This window comes from Paenibacillus dendritiformis (assembly GCF_015845845.1).
In the GTDB taxonomy this organism is placed as follows: Bacteria; Bacillota; Bacilli; order Paenibacillales; family Paenibacillaceae; genus Paenibacillus_B; species Paenibacillus_B dendritiformis_C.
This window is the reverse complement of record NZ_LDIG01000110.1, coordinates 8825-28636: the sequence shown is the minus strand read 5'-3', so window position 1 is coordinate 28636 and position 19812 is coordinate 8825. Positions and strand designations below refer to the sequence as shown.

3 protein-coding genes are annotated in these 19812 nt (G+C 56.1%); all 3 read right to left on the bottom strand.

The window, feature by feature from the left end:
• Window positions 1-95: 95 nt before the first annotated feature.
• From ABD76_RS09380 to ABD76_RS09370, 3 genes are read right to left on the bottom strand one after another with little or no spacing between them, the layout of a single operon-like run.
• A complete protein-coding gene (locus tag ABD76_RS09380) occupies window positions 96-13580 on the bottom strand; it encodes a non-ribosomal peptide synthetase (protein ID WP_197256282.1) in 13485 nt (4494 codons plus the stop codon).
• On the bottom strand, window positions 13573-16035 hold the full coding sequence (locus ABD76_RS30185) for a non-ribosomal peptide synthetase (protein ID WP_197256280.1): 2463 nt from the start codon (window positions 16033-16035) through the stop codon (window positions 13573-13575). Before ABD76_RS30185 ends, ABD76_RS09380 begins: the two co-directional genes overlap by 8 nt.
• A complete protein-coding gene (locus ABD76_RS09370; RefSeq protein ID WP_197256278.1) occupies window positions 16016-19795 on the bottom strand; it encodes a condensation domain-containing protein in 3780 nt (1259 codons plus the stop codon). The genes ABD76_RS30185 and ABD76_RS09370 overlap by 20 nt, the downstream gene beginning before the upstream one ends.
• Between the last annotated feature and the right edge of the window lie 17 nt (window positions 19796-19812).

Sequence of the window (19812 nt, the reverse complement as noted above, 5' to 3'; positions counted from 1 at the left end):
CTTCCTGACGAATCATGATACCCCACATACATCACATGGGGAAACATGCAGGAAACGGCCCGCACATGGCGGAGATTCGTTTCCTGCACGTAAGCTTACAGCTTGCTGACGATATCCGAGATGTCGTCCAGTTCATCGAAGGTCAGGTCAGCATCGGTAAAATCGCTAGGCGTAAACTGCTCATCTTCCCGGTTCAAGCAGTGCTCAATCAAGGACAGCAGATGCGAAGCGTAGGCTGTCACTCTGCGCTGCGCCGTATCCTCATCCACCGCCTGGGGATGATAACGAAGCGTAAGCCGGAAGCGGCCTTCGCTGACGACGCAGTTCCACTCCTCCAGATGAGACATCCGGTTCAGCGGACTGATTAGATCCCCCATTGGCAGAGGCGACAGGGCTGGCTTGTCCTCATCCGTGATGTCATCGAACTGACCCAAATAATTAAATACAATGTCAGGCTCTTCCCGCAGGATGTCCACCTCTTCGCGGAACTCAGGCGTCAAATATTTAAGTATGGCGTAACCGGCCCCTTTTGCCGGTATGCCGCGCAGCATTTCCTTCACGCTTCGCACGGCATCAGCCAACTCGCGGGAAGGCAGGGACAACAAAACAGGATACATGGAAGTGAACCATCCGATAGTTCTTGTCACGTCCGCCTGTACCATGCCCTCCTCCCTTCCGTGTCCTTCGAGGCAAATTACCGTGTCCTCCTCGTACGTAAGAGCAAGAGCGGCCAGCAGCAGATCGATGACCTCGGTATGATAGGCTCGATGCGCCTCTGTCAGAAGCTTGCGCGTAACCGGCTCCTCCAGCTCGATGGCGACCGTTCTGCTGTTCCGGTACGTGCAGGCTTCCACCTTGCGGACTGGAAGGTCCGCGAATCGCTTATGCAGCTTGCGCCAATAGGGCAATTCGCGAAGCGCTTGTTCCTCGCCCGCATATTTGAGGAGCTGCCGGCTCCATTCCAGATAAGAATCCGTTTTGGGAGGAAGCGCCGGCTGTTCCCCCGCGCGCAGGGAGTGGTAAATCTGTTGAAAATCTTCCAGAAGGATGCGCCAGGATACTCCGTCGATAAGTAAATGATGAATGATGATTAGCAAATGATCGCCCTGGTCTGTTTTGAACAGGCCCAGCCTGATAAGCATACCTTCTATGTTCAAGGCGGACTGAATCTCGGAGGCCAGACTTTCTATTCTCGCCGCGGCTACATCCCCGCTGTCCGTCTCGTACACATCGAGTGCATAGTAAGGTCCTTCCTCCAGCCCGAAAATGGTCTGGACGATCCCTTCCTTCTCCCGGCGGAACCGGGTTCGCAGCGCGTCATGATGCTCCACCAGCCGATCGAACGCCTTCCTTACCGTGTTCTGATCCCATCCCTGCCGGTTATACAGCATCATGGATTGGTTCCAGTGCTCCTCGCATTCGAACTCCCGCTCAAAAAACCAGCGCTGAATCGGCGTCAGCGGGAGCTCGCCCGTTACCGGGCTTTGCCGGTCATTTGAACGGTGCTCTTCCGCGTATTCCACATACGGTGCGCATTCGGCAATGGTTGGATGCAGCATCAAGTGCTTGACCTGAAGCTTGCGATTGTACTTGGCAAGCTTGGAGACGATCTGAATGGACTTAATGGAATCTCCGCCAAGCACGAAATAGTTGTCCTCCGTACCGATGCGCTTGATGCCAAGCACCTCCGACCATACCTCGGCCAGAATTTTCTCATTTTCTGTCCCGGGAGGAACATAGGATTGCTGAAGCTGGCTGATATCCGGCTCCGGCAAAGAGCGCCGATCCAGCTTGCCATTGCGGGTTAGCGGAAGCTGTTCCATCGGGACGAAGTAGGAAGGAACCATATATTCCGGCAACCGCTCTTCTAAATATTTTCGCAGCTCCTTATCGTTGAACCCTTCCGGCGACACGAGATACGCGCACAGGTAATGCCCCTTCTCCTCCCTGCGGGCAAGGACTGCGGCCTCCTTGATCCCCGGATGCTCAAGCAGCCTCGCTTCAATCTCCCCGGGCTCGATGCGATGGCCGCGGATCTTGACCTGGTCGTCCATTCTGGAAATAAACTCAAGCTTTCCATCCGCAAGCCATCGGACTCTGTCTCCCGTTCGATATGCGCGTTCTTCGCCCAACCAAGGAACCGTGACAAATCTGGCGTTCGTAAGCTCCGGATCTCCCAAATACTGTTGCGCCAGGCCGTCTCCGGCGATAAGGAGCTCGCCGGCGATTCCGACCGGCAATAAATGGCCGTCCGGGTCGACAACATAGGTCTTCGTATTATGGATCGGACGGCCGATCGGCACCGTGTCCATAGCTTGCAAACCTTCGTCTACGTTATACGTCGTCGCGAATACCGTTGTCTCCGTAGGACCGTAGGCGTTGGCAATGCGATGGGGTCCCAGATATTCATAAGCTCTCAGCATATGAGCTCTGGAAGCCGTCTCTCCCCCTATAAATGCCCGGCGAATCGATGCCAGACAAGCAACATTGTAGTCGACCATAGCATTGAAGAGGCTGGTGGTTGCAAAAAAGGACGTAATGCGCTCCCTTTCGATCGTTGCCGCCAGTTCAGCCATATCCAGGACGTCGCCTTTGGCGATAAGCACAAGCGTGGCTCCGTTCAATAATGCGCCGAAAATGTCAAAGGTCGAGCCGTCAAAGGCATAATTGGACAGCTGAAGGATGCGATCCTCCGCGCCCAGCTCGATAAAGCCGTTATTGCGAACCGTCTTGACAATGTTCCGATGCGTCGTAATCACGCCTTTGGGCTTGCCCGTTGAGCCGGAAGTATACATGACATAAGCCGGCATAGCGGCTGGATCCGGCGGAATCTCGGCTTGCGCGAGCTCTGCGGCGCCGGCCGCGCGGACGCATTCGGCCCAGGCGTCCCCGTCCAATGGAATCGACAGGCCGGCATAGCCGGAGATGCTTCTGCCGGAAGCGGCGATCACGATGCGGGCTCCGCTGTGATCGAGCATATAGGACACTCGCTCATCCGGGTAAGAAGGGTCGATAGGCACGTAGGCGCCGCCCGCCTTCAAAATTCCGATAATGGCTGCGATCATTTCGATAGACCGGTCCGCCAGCAGACCGATGCGATCCCCTGGACGTATTCCTTGGAAGCGAAGCACATCCGCCAGCCGCTCAGCCAGCGCGTCAAGCTCCTGGTACGTTATGGATTGATTCAAGAACCGGAGCGCCGGATGCTGCGGCCGGAGGGCCGCCTGTGCTTCAAACAGCTGATGGATCGTGGCCTCTCGCGGATAATCGGCATCGGTATCGTTAAACTCATACAAAATCCGGTTCGCTTCCTCATCCGTAATCAAGCGCACTTCGCGCAGGAGCATAGCGGGGCGATCGGCCATCTGGCTCAGGACATGCGCATAGTGCTCTGTCATCCGTTTTATCTGAGAAGCCGAATATAAGTCGGTTCTATACTCGACCGTCATGCGAAGGAGGTCTGTATCTTCATCCACGACCCAGGTCATGTCGAACTTGGCCATGCCGCTATGCCACTCTATCGGCTCAATGCTCAGATTAGGCAGATGAATCGTCTCAGGCTTCGCATCCTGCAGGACAAACATAGTGTCGAATAAAGGGTTGCGGCTCGGATCCCGTTCGATGCGCAGCTTCTCAACCAGTTCATCCAACGGATAGCTCCCATGCTCAAAGGCGAGCAGCGTGTCCTCTCGAACCCGCCCGATCCATTCCTGAACCTGATAGCGGCCTTCCGGCGCATGCCGCAGCGCAAGCGTATTGACAAACATGCCGGCCACGGAAGCGACGTCCGCGTGATCTCTTCCGGCAATAGGCGTGCCGACGACAATATCCTTTTCTCCCGTATATTTGGACAGCAGCACATAATAGGCGGCCAACAGCACCATAAAGAGCGTCGCATTCGATTGTGCCGCGAGGTCCTTCAGCTTCCGGTACAATTCCGGGTCCAGTTCAAACGCATGCGTACCGCCGGCGAATTGACGCCGCGGCAGGCGGATTCCTTCCGTCAGCACATCGATAACGGGAGGCGCTTCCTTGAATTTGTCAAGCCAGTACCGCTCACTGGCCAAGCGGGCGGCTTCCTTGTGACGATTCTCCAGCCAGACGGCGTAATCTTTGAACTGAATCCGCATCGCATCCAGCGCGTCTCCCTGATACAGCTTGATGAGATCCCGATATAAAATTCCTGTCGTCATTCCATCCGAGACGATATGATGAGTATCCATAATGAACAGATGATCGCCCTCGGAAAGGGTGTACAGAGCCGCTCTCAGCAGCGGTGCGGCGCTCAGATCAAAAGGGCGCACAAAGCCGCGGATCAAGGAATGGATCAGAGCGGCGCCGGACAGGCCTGGTGCCAAGTTCGAATCAGGCTCCCTGTCGAGCCGCCACTTGATTTCTGTCATCGCATGAACGCGCTGTCTAACCTCGCCGTCCATCATCACATAACTTGTTCTCAGCGCTTCATGGCGGCGAATCAAACCTAGCAGCGCCAGCTCGAGTCTATTCGCATCGGCATTCCCCGTCAGCCTTAGCGCCACCGGCATATTGTAGCTCGTTCCTGTCTCCTCGAACTCCTCGACGAGATAAAGCCTCTTTTGCGGCGACGAGACCGGATATGTTGCTTGCTCCGGCGCATGCGGGATAGCTTCGTATTCCTCCGCCGCGCTCTCCTCGATCAAGCGGGCCATTTCACCCAGCGTGGCGGCATGGAACAATTCCGGTAGGGAAAGCTTCACGCCCCAGCGCTTGCTGATTTGCGCCACCAGCACCATCGCCTTCAGCGAATGGCCTCCCAGCTCGAAGAAATGGTCTTGAGACCCGATCGAAGCTGCGCCGAGGAGCTCTGACCACAGTGCTGCAAGCTCTTTCTCCGTATCGGAGGAAGGGGCGCTGCGAGAAGCCGTTCCGACAAGTTCGCGCTTGACCAACGCTTGCCGATCCACCTTGCCGTTCGGCGTGAGCGGCATGACGTCCAGCACAATGAATACCGAAGGAAGCATGTATTCCGGCAGCCGCCGCTTCAGTTCCGCCCTCCAGGCGGCTTCGAAATCTTCGGTCGCTCCGGAGACATCGCCTGTCGGCACCACATAGGCGGCCAGCATGGAATGGCCCTGCTCGTCCCGATGCGCAACAATCGCCGCTTCGCTCACTATAGACAAGGACGCGACGGCTTCCTCCACCTCTTCGAGTTCAATCCGGTTGCCGCGTATTTTGACTTGACGATCGATCCTGCCTACATATTCGAGATTCCCGTCCGGCAGCCAACGCACCAGATCTCCCGTCCGGTAGATGCGCTCTTCTCCCGGCACCACGCCGCTTGCAAACTTCTCCTCCGTCAGCTCGGGCCTTCCCAGATAGCCTGCAGCGAGTCCGTCGCCGGCAATGCACAGCTCGCCCGGAACGCCGATCGGCTGAAGCTTGTCCCACCGATTCAGCACGTATATACGGACATTATGAACAGCTCGCCCAATCGGCACGCGCTTGGTCTCTCTTACCCGATTGTCCACCTCATACATCGTGGCAATTACCGTCGTTTCCGTCGGGCCGTAGCAATTCAGAATCCGTCCCTCTCCCAGTTCGTCCAATCCTTTGAGGATGTGCTTGAGCGACGCCGCCTCCCCTCCGACCAGCAGCTTGCGCACGCCCTTGAGGCTGCTCATGTCATAATCCGCCAGCGTATTGAATAACGCGGTGGTCATGAACAAGACGGTAATCGACTCATCGGCCAGGAGCTTGGCCAGCAAGGACACATTCTGGAAATGCCGCTTCGGCATCAGCACCAGTGTCGCCCCGTTAAGCAGCGCTCCAAAAATATCAAAGATCGATCCGTCAAAGGCGTAGTTGGACAATTGAAGGATGGTGTCCCCCGGGCCGATATCTACAAAAGCCCGGTTGCGACAGAAGTTCACGACATTGCCATGCGTCGTGACCACCCCCTTCGGCTGGCCTGTAGAGCCGGAGGTGTACATGATATAGACCGGATCCGATGCTTCCGGCCAAGCTCTCGGAGACGAGAACGCTCCCTCGGCATAAATTTGCGGTTCACGTAGCGCAATGACGGTTCCCGCGTAATTCGCCAAGGTTTTCTCCTCATCTGCCACAAGCCATTTCGCTTCGCAATCTTGCAGCATGTAGCCCAATCTTCCTTCCGGGTAGCTTGGATCAAGCGGCACGTACGCTCCTCCCGTCTTCAATATCGCCAGAATGGCGATGATCATCTCCGGTCGGCGTTCCGCCAACAGCCCGACGGCATCGCCCGGCCTGATGCCCTGCCGCCACAAGTGAGCCGCCATGCGGTTGGCCCGCTCGTTCAATTCCCTGTAGGAAATGCTCGTGTCCCCAAACCGAAGCGCAGGGTGATTCGGCTGTTCCGATACGATCGCTTCGAAGGCGGACAAGACCGTCATCTCGATGGGATACGGGGCTTCGGTGTCATTCCACGAGGCAAGCAGGTCATGCTCCGGCGGTGTCAGCAGTTCGAGCTCCATCAGCTTGGCCTCGCCATGATCCAGCATTTGTTCGAGCAAGTGCTCGAAATGCCCGGCCATCCGCTCAATCGTGTCCCTGTCCCACAAATCGGTTCTGTATTCGATATCCGCGACAAGCTGCTCGTCTTCCCGATGCCAGGCCCACGTCATGTCGAATTTGGCCTCGCGCCCCTGCCAGGTCAGCGGTCGAACCGATATATCCCGCAGCTCTCTCGCGGTCAGGGACATATCCTGAAGCACAAACATCGTATCGAACAGAGGATGTCTCGATGGACGAAACGGAATGCGCAGCTTCTCGATCATGTCAGTCAGCGGATAGCCGCTGTGCTCATAAGCAGCCAGCACACGTTCCTTGACTCTTCCGATATACTCGCCTGCCGTAAGGCTGGCCTCAGGCTGAAGGCGCAGCGCTAACGTATTGACGAACATCCCCGCCGTGGACTCGATATCCGCATGATCGCGGCCGGCAACCGGGGTTCCGACCACGATGTCCTCTACTCCGGTATATTTGGACAGAAGCGTGCCGTATGCCGAGACGAGAAGAATAAAAAGAGTCGCGTTATAACTTGCGGCGGCCTGTTGCAAGCGGCGGAAGAGATCGTCCCTCAGCGCAAGCCGGAAGGTGTCTCCCTGACGGGACCGCTCGGCGGGACGCGGCCGGTCAAGCGGAAGCTCCGGCGTGCCGGTATAGTCCGAATATTGCTCCATCCAGAACTGCTCGCTGTCCATAAATTGGCGGGACTCCCTCCGTTGATGTTCCCACACGGCATAATCCTTGTATTGCAGACGGATTGGCTTCACGGGAAGTCCCTGGTACAGTCCAAGAAGTTCTTCGTAGATCACTCCGGCAGAGACGCCGTCTGACACGATATGGTGCATATCCAATGCCAGGTAATGACGATTCGCGGATCGTCTAAGCAGAGCAGCCCGAACGAGCGGCGCCTGTGACAGCTCAAACGGCCGGACAAAGGAAGCCATCCATTTCGTTAACAGCGGCAGATCATCCCTGAAGCTCCGGTCGTCATCTGTCGTCTCTGTCCCGATGTCATGTCTGAGAAGCTCCCACTTCACCTCATCCAGGCGGTGAATACGCTGGAACAATTCGCCCGCTTCCATATGAATGGATGTCCGCAGCGCTTCATGACGCGCCAGAACGCGGGTAAAGGCGGCCTCAAGGCGACCGGTATCCAGCGCTCCCGTAATTTCGAAAAGCATCGGCATATTGTAGCTTGTCCCGGCATTTTCGAACTGTTGGGCGTAATAAATTTGCTTTTGGGCCGAGGTCAAGGGATACGCGGATTGTTCTGGCGCCGCCGCAATCGCATGATGGATTTGCAGGTCGGCACGCCGGATCCATTCCGACATATCCGCCAGTACCGGCAGGTGAAACACATCCTGCAAGGACAGTTTTACATTGAATTCCTGATGTATTTTGCCAACCAGCAGCATCGCCTTCAGCGAGTGCCCGCCGGCATCGAAGAAGTGATCGTAGATGCCTATTCCGGTCGTGCCCAGCACATCTTCCCAGATGCGAATAAGCTTTGCCTGGGCCGCATTTTCGGCCGGGACATAATTGTCCTCCCGCGACAGGTACGGCTCCGGCAGCGCTGCCCGGTCCACCTTGCCGTTGCTCGTCAGCGGCAGCGTCTCCAGGAGCGAAAAAACCGTGGGCACCATATATTCGGGGAGCTGGCGCCTCAGCTCATTCTTCCAGCCGGCAATCGATTGCGGGAGTTGTTCCGAATGGAATGTCCCGCTCTTGTCAGGAACCACGTAGGCGCATAGGTAAGAATGTCCCCGCTCGTCCGTGCTTGCGGCGACAACCGCTTCCGTAATCCCCGGAAGCAGTCGCACATGCCTCTCTACTTCCCCCAGTTCAATCCGGTTCCCCCTGATCTTGACCTGGCGATCGATCCGTTCAATGAACTCGAGGTTGCCGTCAGGAAGCCATTTCACCAGATCCCCGGTTCGGTACATAAGGGATCCGGGCCTGAACGGATCGTCCACAAATCTGGCCGCTGTCAACTTGGGCTGCCCCAGATAGGCACGAGCCAGCCCTTCCCCTCCGATGTATAATTCTCCCGGCACGCCGACAGGCTGCCGCTTGCCTTCCTTGTTCAGAACATACACCCGCGTATTATGAATCGGTCTGCCGATCGGAATGCGCTCTCCGAAGCCGACGGAGCAGGAGGTTGCGAACACGGTGGTTTCGGTCGGGCCGTACATATGCAGAAGCCGGTCTTCCCCAAGCGCGGCTGCCGCCTTCCTGACATGTCTGGGCGATACCTTCTCTCCGCCGAACAGCACCTTCCTTGTCCCTGCCAGACAGTCCATCTCGAGATCCACAAGCGTATTAAATAACGCCGTGGTCATAAAGAGCACCGAAATGTTCTGCCGACGGATCACTTCGGCCAGTTCAGCGGCTTGCAGCAGCTTGTCCCGTTCAATGAGAACAAGAGTCGCGCCATGCAGCAGGGCGCCGTAGATATCAAAGGTAGCTCCGTCAAAGGCGTAATTGGATACTTGCAGGAGACGGTCTTCTCCCGTAATCTCCACATAGCCGTTATTCATCACCGTCTTGACGACATTCCGGTGCGTCGTTACGACTCCTTTGGGCATCCCCGTCGAACCCGACGTATACATGATGTACAAAGCGTCTTCGGGAGCAGGGCGATGCTTCCGCTCCGGATTATGAACGGGCAGGGAGCCCCAGATGTCCTCCCGGTAGGGAATCGATTCTCCTCCGAAGCCCGGTATGCCGCAATCCTCTGCCACAATCACCTGCTTGGCATCGCTATCCCCCAGCATGAATCGCATTCGTTCCGGCGGGAAGGTCGGATCCAGCGGCACATAAGCCGCTCCCGTCTTGACAACGGCCAGGATGGCGATAATCATCGCCGGAGAACGGTTCATCAGGAGGCCAACGGTCTCTCCCGGCTTCGCGCCTTTCGCGATTAAATACCAGGCCAGCTGGTTAGCCTTCTCATTAAGGGACTGATAAGTGAGCCTTCGGGAATTCATAACGACCGCCTCGGCCTGCCCGTTCCGGGCGCACTGCCGCTCAAAAAGATCCGCCACGGACAGATGACGGGGATAAGGCATGTCTGTCGAATTCCATGCTTCAAGCTGCATCTTCTCGGGCTCGGTCAACAGCTCCAGCTCGCCGATGGCCAGTTGGGGCCGATCCAGCATTTGCGTCAAAATATGAATATAATGCTGCGCCATCCGCCGCATGGTGGCCGGCTGCCACAGGTTGTTGCGATATTCGATGGCCAGTTGGATCCCTTGATCGGAGGAAGTGCAGACCCAGGTCATGTCGAATTTGGAGGTGCCATGATCCCATTCCGAGCAGGCGATGGACAGGCCTGGCAGCTTATAACGGCCCACTCCTTCATCCTCCACGACGAACATCGTATCAAAAAGCGGATGACGGCTTGAATCGAACGGAAGAGATAACCGGTTGATCAGCTTCTGCAAAGGAAAAGCGCCATGCTCGAATGCCTCGAGGACCAGCTTGCGTACGGAATCGAGATAGTCGCCGACCTTCATCCCGGCGGAAGGATGGGTCCGCAGGGCCAGCGTATTGGCGAACATGCCTGCCACCGGCTCCTCCTTGAGAACCTCTCGGCATGCGAAAGGGGTTCCGACAACGATGTCCTCTTCCCCTGAATATTTGGCCAGGAGAATGTGATAGGCTCCCGTCATGATCATGAACAAGGTGTCATGTCTTGCGGCTGCGGCCGTCTTCAATCTGGCAGCCAGATCGGGATCCACCTCTACGGTCATGCGGCTGCCCGTAAAGGTGCGCACGGCCGGACGCACATGATCCGTAGGCAATTCAACCACGGGAGGAGCCTGCTGGAACCTGGTTATCCAATATTGCTCGTTCTTGTCGTCCCCGCTTCCGCCCCTGGCGTCTTCCCAGACAGCGTAGTCCTTGTATTGAATGCGCAGATCCGGAAGCTCCCGCCCCTCGTACAGTCGGATCAGATCGTCGAGCAAAATCCCGACGGACATGCCGTCAGCCACGATATGATGCATATCCAGCAGCAGAACATGGCGCTGCGGCGCCAGCCGCAGAAGCGCCGCGCGGAAAAGAGGGGCCGCCGCCAAGTCGAACGGTCTCACAAATTGGCTGGCGAAGCGGCTTAACCCCGCATCCTCATCGCCCGGGCTCGCTTCTATCCCGTGGTGGATGAGTGACGGCAGGATGCTATCCGGGAGATGCACCCGCTGAACGAGTTCTCCGTCTCTCATCTCGAAGGAAGTCCTGAGGACTTCGTGCCGCGCGATTAAGCGATGCAGCGCTTTTTCCAGTCTGGCGGCATCGAGCGCGCCGTCCAGCTTGAGCATGATCGGCATATTGTAGCTGGTGCCCGCATTTTCGAACTGCTGCACGATATACAGACGGCTTTGGATCGAAGAGGCAGGGTAGACTTCTTGCCATGGCGCCGGCTCGATCTCGGGCCCTGCAGCAGGCGGGCGGGTGGTCATCATCCACTGGGCCATTTCCCGGATGGTCGGCATTTGAAATACGTCCTGCAAGGACATGTTATAGCCGGTTTCCTTTTGAATTTTGGCCACAAGCAGCATGGCCTTCAGCGAATGTCCTCCAATTTCGAAAAAATGCGCCTCCATCCCGATGTGCTGAATATGCAGAACTTCTTCCCATATGCGGGCCAGCTTCGCCTCGTACGCGTTGGCCGGGGCAGAATAGCTATCGCCGCGTTGAACCGGGACTTCGGGAAGAGCCTTGCGGTCCAGCTTCCCGTTCAAGGTCAACGGCAGCGCCTCCAGCGTGATAAAGGTGCTTGGCACCATATATTCCGGAAGAGCTTGCCTGAGCTTTCTTTTCCACTCCAGCACTGGAGCTGCGGCGGCATCGGCCGGAACGACGTAGGCGCACAGGTAGGAATGTCCCTGATGGTCCCGTTCCGCCATGACCGCCGCCTCTCTAATGGATTCCATCTCTGCCAGCTTGTTTTCAATCTCGCCGAGCTCTACCCGGTTGCCGCGAATTTTCACCTGCTGGTCAATCCGGCCCATATATTCGAGATTGCCATCCGGCAGCCACCGCGCCAAATCTCCGGTCTTGTACATTCGCTCTCCGGCTTCAAAAGGACAAGGAACGAAGCGTTCGCCGGTCAAATCCGGCCTTCCCTGGTAACCTTGCGCAAGCCCTTCGCCGGCGATATATAACTCCCCCGGAACTCCAACCGGCTGAAGCTGCCCGGCTTGATTCAAAACGTAAGCTCTCGTGTTGTGAACCGGTTTGCCAATCGGCACCGAGCCATGCTGCAGCAGCTGCTTGTCCACCGGATAGGCCGTGGCAAAGACGGTCGTTTCCGTCGGACCGTATCCATTCGCAATCCGCCGTTCGCCGAGATAGTTCAACGCCTTGATTACATGCCTCCTGGAAGCCGCCTCCCCGCCGAAGAAAAGCCGTCTCACCTGCTTGAGGCATTGAATATCCCAATCAACCACGGTATTGAAAACAACAGATGTCATAAAAGCGGATGTGATTCGCTGCCGCTCCAGCGTCTTCGCCAGCTCGGCCACGTTGAGCGCATCCTGACGCGGGATAAGCACCAGGGCTGCCCCGTTTAGCAGCGCTCCGTAAATTTCATAGGTGGAACCGTCAAAGGCATAATTCGAAAGCTGAAGTATCCGATCCGTCTCGGTAATATCGTTAAAGCCGTTGTTGACCGAAGTTTTCACAATATTGCGGTGTGTCGTCCGCACTCCCTTCGGCTGTCCGGTTGAGCCCGACGTGTACATAATGTAAGCCAGGCTATCCGGTAAGACCGGGATTGCAGCAAGCATGCGGGCCGAAGCGCCGTCCGCGGCTCCGTCCTCCGGGATGCACAAGCCGCAGGTCAAGGAGATGCGGTTCCCCTTAAATCCGTCTACGGCAAGATCGTCTTCGGCGAGCAGCCACTCGGCCTGGCTGTCGGCCAGGATGCGATTCAACCGTTCATCCGGGAACTCCGGATCGAGCGGAACATAAGCGCAGCCGATTCTCAGAATGGCGAAGATGGCGGTTATCATTTCGAAGGAGCGCTCGGCAATCAGGCCGACAGTCTGCCCGGGAGTAATTCCTTCCTCCAGAAGCTTGCATGCCAAATTATCGACCCGTGCGCCCAACTCTTCATACGTCAGCTCCCGTTCCCCCATAATGAGCGCCGGCCGCTTCGCATGCAACCATATTTGCTGGCGGAATCGATCGGTAATCGCAGCGTCTCTCGGGTACTCGGCGCCATAATCGTTAAAAGATCGAAGAAGCTCTTTTTCCTCCCGAGTCATGATATCTTCCGTGTCAATCATGCGTTCTGCCCGGTGGATAAGGCAATCAAGCACCCTTACATATACGTCCAGGATTCGATCCGTAAAGCTTTGTTCATAGGAGGACACCATTTTGACGGACAGTTCGCCAAGCGTAACGGACACGCTGAAGTCCAGCATCGTATTCGTGCGTTCAAAACTGTATGGCATAAATTCGAAAAGCCCTGGCTGAACGGATTCATACACATGGAAGTCAATAAAATTAAACGCGGTATCAAACAGCGGATTGCCCTGGCTGCTCTGCTCTCCGGCAGCATGAAGGATCTGGACAAGCGACATCCTTCCATAGTGCTTGAGCTCTTGCTGCTTGCGGTGTACCGCCTGGACAAGCTCGCCCCAGCTCATGGACGGATGAATTGCCGTACGCAGCGGCACCGTGTTAAGGAAGCACCCCAATATGCGGGCGCCGTCATCGCGGACGGGCCGTCCATTCTCCACCAGCCCGATCAAGATATCGTTCTCGTAAGAAAACTGATAAAGCGTGCCCACATAGGCGGCCAGGCATAGGGATTTCACGGTAACCCGCTGGTGCTGCGCCGCTAATGTGAGACTGTCATACAGCTCTGGCGACAGCGGAGTGACCGATGTGTATGGCGGCTGTCCAGCCGATAGCGCCGGCGGTTCAGGAAAAGCGAATTTGCCGTAGCCGCGCAGCTCGTTCCGCCAATAGTCCGCCATATCGGCATTCGCTGCAATGGCAAGCTGTTCAATAACATAGTCTTTGTAGCTTGATCGTAACGGACTAAGCAATGACTTCCTCTCCCTTCATCACACCATACATATGAAGCAGCTCCGATATCAACACGGCGACGCTCCAGCCGTCCAATATCGCATGATGGAAAATCCACCCCAGGTATGTCTCCTGCTCCGACGTGAACAGAACGATGCGCCACAGCGGGGCCTTCTGGATATCGAACGGAAGGGCCCTGTCTTGGTCCATGTACAACGTTATCTCATCCCGTACCGATTCGGCGCTGGTTGAAGCCAACGCCACTTCGTTCACCCTAGTGTCAATCTGTCCGCATACGTACTGTACCGGAACCGGAAAATCGGAAATATTGAATCCGGTCTGCAGCATGGGATGTCTTCGGACAAGCGCCGACATCGCTTCGCGAAGCAGGGCCGAATCGATCTTCGTCTTCATGCGGTAAATAAACTGGTCGTGATACATGCCCGAACCTTCATGCTTGATGTAATGAAACACCATGCCCTGCTGAATGTCGCTCATTGGGAACAAGTCCTCGGTATGAGGGGGCAGCAGCGCACGATATACCGGATTGCCCAGCCACTCGGCCCGCTGCCGTTCAAGCATCGCTTCCATCTCCTTCATGGCTTCCTCCATCGGATGCGAGGACGAGCAGTTCCGGATCAGGCCTTTAATCGTTGGATGCTGATATAAATCGACAATTTGAATGCTCATTCCGAGCTCCCTGTTCATCCGGCTGATAAGATCAATCGCACGGATGGAGTCTCCGCCAAGCTCGAAATAATTGCTTTCCGTCCCGATGTTCGAAGTGTGGAGCATCTTCTGCCAGATCATCAGCATATGCCGCTCCAAATCGTTCTCCGGTATAACCAGTTCAGCTCCCTCGTCCGGAACGACGCTCTCCCCGGGAGCAGGGAGCGACCTGGCATCGACCTTGTTATTCGAGGTCATCGGGATGCTGGCCAGCGGAAAATAATAGGCAGGCAGCATGTATTGCGGCAAATGCCTGGAGAGGCTGGATCTCAATTCCGATGCGCGGTGCACCCGCTCCGATACATAATAGGCGCAAAGCTTGTCCTCGCCAGCCGGATCCTTCTTTACGGCGACCACGGCCTGCTGAATATCCGGGATTTGCAGCAATCTTGCTTCGATTTCCCCCAGTTCAATCCGGAAGCCCCTGATTTTGACCTGATGATCGATTCTCCCCACATATTCGAGCTCGCCATTCGTATTCCAGCGGGCCAGGTCACCGGAACGGTACAGGCGGGCGCCCGGTTCGAACGGATGCGGGACGAAGCGCTCTTCTGTCAGCTCAGGTCTGTTCACATAGCCTCTGGCCACGCCTTCGCCGCCAACATAGATCTCCCCCTCCACGCCGATCGGGACAAGGCTGCGATCCTCGTCCAACACGTAGATTTGCAGGGTGGGTATCGGCCTGCCAATGCTGCTGCTCCTGCCTTCCATCTCTGGCTCGCCAATCTCCTTGTAGGTGGCATGCACCGTCGTCTCGGTAATTCCGTACATATTAATCAGCGCGGTATGCGGGTACTTCGTTCTCCAGCCTGCAAGTTGGGCCGGCTGCAGCACCTCTCCGCCAAAAATGATCATGCGCAGTCGAAGATCGGACTTCGTCCCCGCCTCCAGTTCAACCTTGGCCAATGAATAGAACGAGGTTGGCGTCTGATTCAAGATCGTTACTCCTTCCCTGCGCAGCAGTTCCAGAAATCGCTCCGGCTCTCTGGCGACGTGAGAAGGAACGATCACCAGCGTACCGCCAAACAGCAGCGCCCCGTACATTTCCCATACGGAGAAGTCAAAACAAAAGGAGTGAAACAGCGTCCAGACGTCATCTTCGCCGAAATCAAACAAGCTCTTGTCATTCATCAACAGTCTGACCACGTTGCGATGCTCGATCATCACTCCCTTCGGCTTCCCGGTTGAACCGGAGGTGTAGATGATATAGGCAAGATCCGAAGAATGGGTAACGGAAGCCGGATTATCCATGTGACGGGAACGCCATTCCGCCGCCGCATCCCCCAAGGGCAGGACACGAATGTCGGCGTCCTTTGGAATAAGGGAAGGCTCCTCGGCGATACAGAGCACTGCGCCGCTGTCTTCCAGCATGAAGTGAATCCGTTCCTCCGGATACTCCGGATCAATCGGCATGTAGGCGCCTCCCGCTTTCAGCACCGCCAGAATGCTGACCATCATTTTCGGAGACCTTGAGCATAGAATCCCTACAATGCGATTCGGCTTAACTCCTTGTTCCCGAAGAACGGCAGCCAGGAAGTTCGCCTGGCGGTTCAGCTCGGCGTACGTCATTTCCTCGTCCCCGCAACGAAGGGCGATGCGGCTTCCGAAGATTTGGGCCTTTTCCTCGAACACTTGGTGCAGCGTCGCTTGTTCCGGATAGGACGCGCGAGTATCGTTGAATTCATGCAGCAGCCTGCGCCTTTCCTTTTCCGGAATCCGATTCAGACTAGACAGCTTGATGTTCAACAACTCCTTCCAACATCGTTATGTAAAAGTCGAGCAATCGTTCGATCGTGTCTTCCTTGTACAAATCCGTGTTGTATTCCATGCGAAGTCTGAGAAAATCCGTATCTTCATAAACGTGCAGTATCAGGTCGTATTTCGCCGTATTGCCCGTTTCGATCACAAGATGTGCAGCAGCGTTCTGGAGTTGGTAATGAGGAGTGAATTCATTCTGCAGTGTAAACATAACCTGGAATCCAGGGGCAGCTCCCGGCGCTGAAGCCGGGGAAAGCCTAGGCAGCACCATCTCAAAGGGCACCTCCTGGTGCTGATAGGCTTCGACCACCACGTCTTTTACCTGTTCCAGCAAGCCGTCAAAAGTCATGTCATCGGAGATATGGACGCACAGAAGAACGGTATTGGCCACGAAGCCTATCAGGCGTTCCATCTCCGGCCGCTCCCGGTTCGCCATGACTGTGCCGATCGGAATCGTGGAGTGCTTCGTGAACCGATGCATGAGATAGGAGTAGATCGCAAGCAAGAGCATGAACAGGGTTACGCCCGAGCGGCCCGCTTGGTCCAGGGCAAGCGAAGTCAAGCGGGAATCCACAATTCGTTCAATCGTGTTCCCGGCGTAAGATCGGGTTTCCGGCGGCGGCAGATCCGGCTGAATTTGCAAGACCGGCAGCGGTTCCGCCAATGTTCGTTGCCAATAATCCGCCAGTGTCCATAACCGGGAGGAAGGGTCCTGTTCCAAAGAAGCTTGCCATATTACATAATCGGAATAAGAGACCTGACGGAAAGCCGGCCTGCTTCCCCCGCTCTTCTCCCCTTCGTAAATGTCCATCAGCTCTCTGACAAACACCTCTACGGACCAGCCGTCGGACATAATGTGATGCATCGATACCACGAGCGTATGCTCCTGCTCTCCGCCCACAATAAGGGACAGCCGCAGACACAACTCATTCAGCAGATCGAACCGCGTATTCGCTTCCCGCCGAATCCATTCCTTCCGCTTCCTGATTCGATCCGCTTCATTCCAACCGCTCATGTCTATCATTTGCAAATCCGGGGTATACGGCTTGATAATATACTGATAAGGTTCGCCGTCCATGATCCCGAAGCGCACGCGCAGCGCTTCATGCCTTTCGATCAGCTGACGCAGGCTGTCCCGCAGCTTCTCAAGATGGAACACTCCATCGAAGGAGATGGAAAAGGTGTGTGTATAGAAGGGACTGCCGGGTGCGATCATATGCAAAATCCATTGGCTCTTTTGTTTGAGGGTAAGCGGCAGACGGCTGCCCTCTCGCGCCTGTGCCGTGATCGCCGTGCCGGTGTCCACCCGCTCCGCCTGCTTCATGGCCTGCAGCAGACCGGCAACCGACGCATTGTGAAAGAATTGGCGGGGCGATACGGCAATCTGATAGCGGGAAGCAATCATGGACAGCAGCTTCGACATGCGGAGCGAGTCGCCGCCCAGTTGGAAAAAATCATCGCGCTCCGATACATGCGAGACTCCCAGTAGTTTTCGGTAGCATTCAAGTAGAAAACCTGCGGCTTCGCGGGAGGCTTCATCCTTCTCCGCATCCGTTGGTTGCCGGTACACTTCGATCCGGCCCGGGCTTGCCTGCAGTTCCTTCAGACCGTTCCGGGCGGTCACATAAAGCGCGGACTCCGTACACCGCTTATCTTCGGATGAATAATAGATCGCAACGATTCCCTGTCCGTCTGTTATGTCTATCGCAGGTTCCGGCTGCCGGTGCTCCGAATCAGCCGCAGCCATGAGGGCAAGACCAGGTTCCCCAAGCAGCCTGTGTTGCTGCAGGCGATACTCGAGCAGCGAGTCGATGGTGTCCACAAGTTCATCGAAATGTCCCTCCAGCAGCTCGTCCACTAGCTGCCGCCGCTGAACTTTGCCGGTAGGTGTGCGCGGGAACTTCTCCTTGCTGACCGGAATAATATAACGCGGATTGACGCCGAACTGCCGGGAAATGATTCCTCTGAGCTCCTGGATCATCAACAGCGTCAGCTCCATGTCGTCATCCATGGGTGAGAAGAACAGCACCAGCTGATCATTCCCTTCCTCTCCTCCGGGCAGGCCGGCCGCGGCAGTATAGGCGGGATCGATTCCATAAGCTTGCGCCATAGCAGACTCGACCTCGAAGTTATATACGTTTTTGGCATTTACAATGAGAACGTCCTTCTCCCTGCCTGTCAGCGTCAGCTTGCCGTCTCGCATGAAGCCGAGATCTCCGGTCTCGAACCATCCGTCGGCGTTGAAGGCATCTCTGGTCGCGGATTCATTCTTGTAATAACCGTCGATGATCGTCTCCCCTTGCAGTTGAATCCGGCCCACACAGCCTTCCGGGAGCACTTCCTCATCCTGATCGACAATGCGAAGCGTGACGCCGGGAATCACCGTCCCAATCTCGGCGAAGGCGACGCTGTCTCTGGAAACGCCCGCGTGCGCAAACGCCAGCTCCCCCGTCAAAGACTCCTTGTGAACATAGTGGACGCCAGCAGATGAAGACGGGTCAAATGCTCTGTTGAAACATAAGCTTCCCGAGAACTCGGTCATCCCGTAAGCGGGCACAATACTTGCCTGAGACAGGCCACAAGGAGACAACCGACGCAAAAAAGCTTGCGCCGTCTCCACCGAAATGGGCTGTCCCACATTCAAGATGGTGCGGACAGAGGATAAATCCCGGCCGCCGATGTCAAGGTCGTCACCCAATTGGTTAATTTGGCTGTATCCGAAATTGGGCGACCATGTAAAAGTAACGCGATGCTGTTCCATGTCATCCAGCCACGACACGGGGGAAGCCAGGAAGCGATCCACCGAGCCCAGGACCTGTTCACTGCCGATGACCACGCCCAGGATATGATTGGTGAGCAACCCCCCCGCATGATACAGAGGCATCCAGTTCAGCGTGACTTCATCCGTGGTCAGTCCCAAATGTTGTCGAATGCCAAAAATATTCGAAAGCACATGCGAATGCCGATAGCATATGCATTTAGGAGTGCCCGTGGTGCCGGATGTAAACAGATACAGCGCATGATCGCCCGGTTCGGCGGAATGCCGATTCGCGGCCGGTTCGTGTGGAAGCAATTCCTCCGGAGATAGGATATTCCAATCGATGCCCGTATTCCGTGCCGCCGCTGCGAGTGGATCATCGCTTATGATGAGCGGCTGCTCCAGCAGCCTCCAGACCTGTTCGAGCTTGCTGCGTTCCGCATGTTCTGGGGGCAAATGTAAGGCGGGTTTCAGTGGAGCCGGCATGAATCCGCCCAGGACGCAAGCCCAAAATAAAGGTACAAAGAGGTCAATGCGCTCCACCTGAAGGATGACAGCATCCCCCGGAGCCAGACCGAGGCGGGTCAACTCTCCAAGCATGCGATCCGCCTCATGCCATAGCTGCGCATAGCTCGATGTCCGCTCTTCTCCGGGAAGCGATTTATAATGAAGCTTCCTATCCGGGTACCTTCGAACCGTGTGCTCGAAGGCTTCGGCCAATGTCCGCGGATCGTCATCCAGCCGCTCAAGGGGGCTGCCTTTCAGAATCGATTGTGGGGGGTGGGGATGCCGGGGGCGGATCTGGTTCCGCCTCCGCGCATATGACCATTGAAAATGCCCTTGTTGGTTCAACACGGCGGATGCAGGGGGGCGAGCAGCACGGTCATTCTGAATAATCGGAGGCGGCTGTTTCTCATGCATGAGAATTTTTACATTTTTTACGGGGTGCGTGCAGCGAATCCGATCCTCGAGCCAGGTGTGAATCGTCATATAATATCAGTTCCTCC

Coding starts and splice junctions, on each gene's coding strand:
- ABD76_RS09370 (WP_197256278.1), bottom strand. CDS start 19,795: ATGACGATTCACACCTGGCTCGAGGATCGGATTCGCTGCACGCACCCC.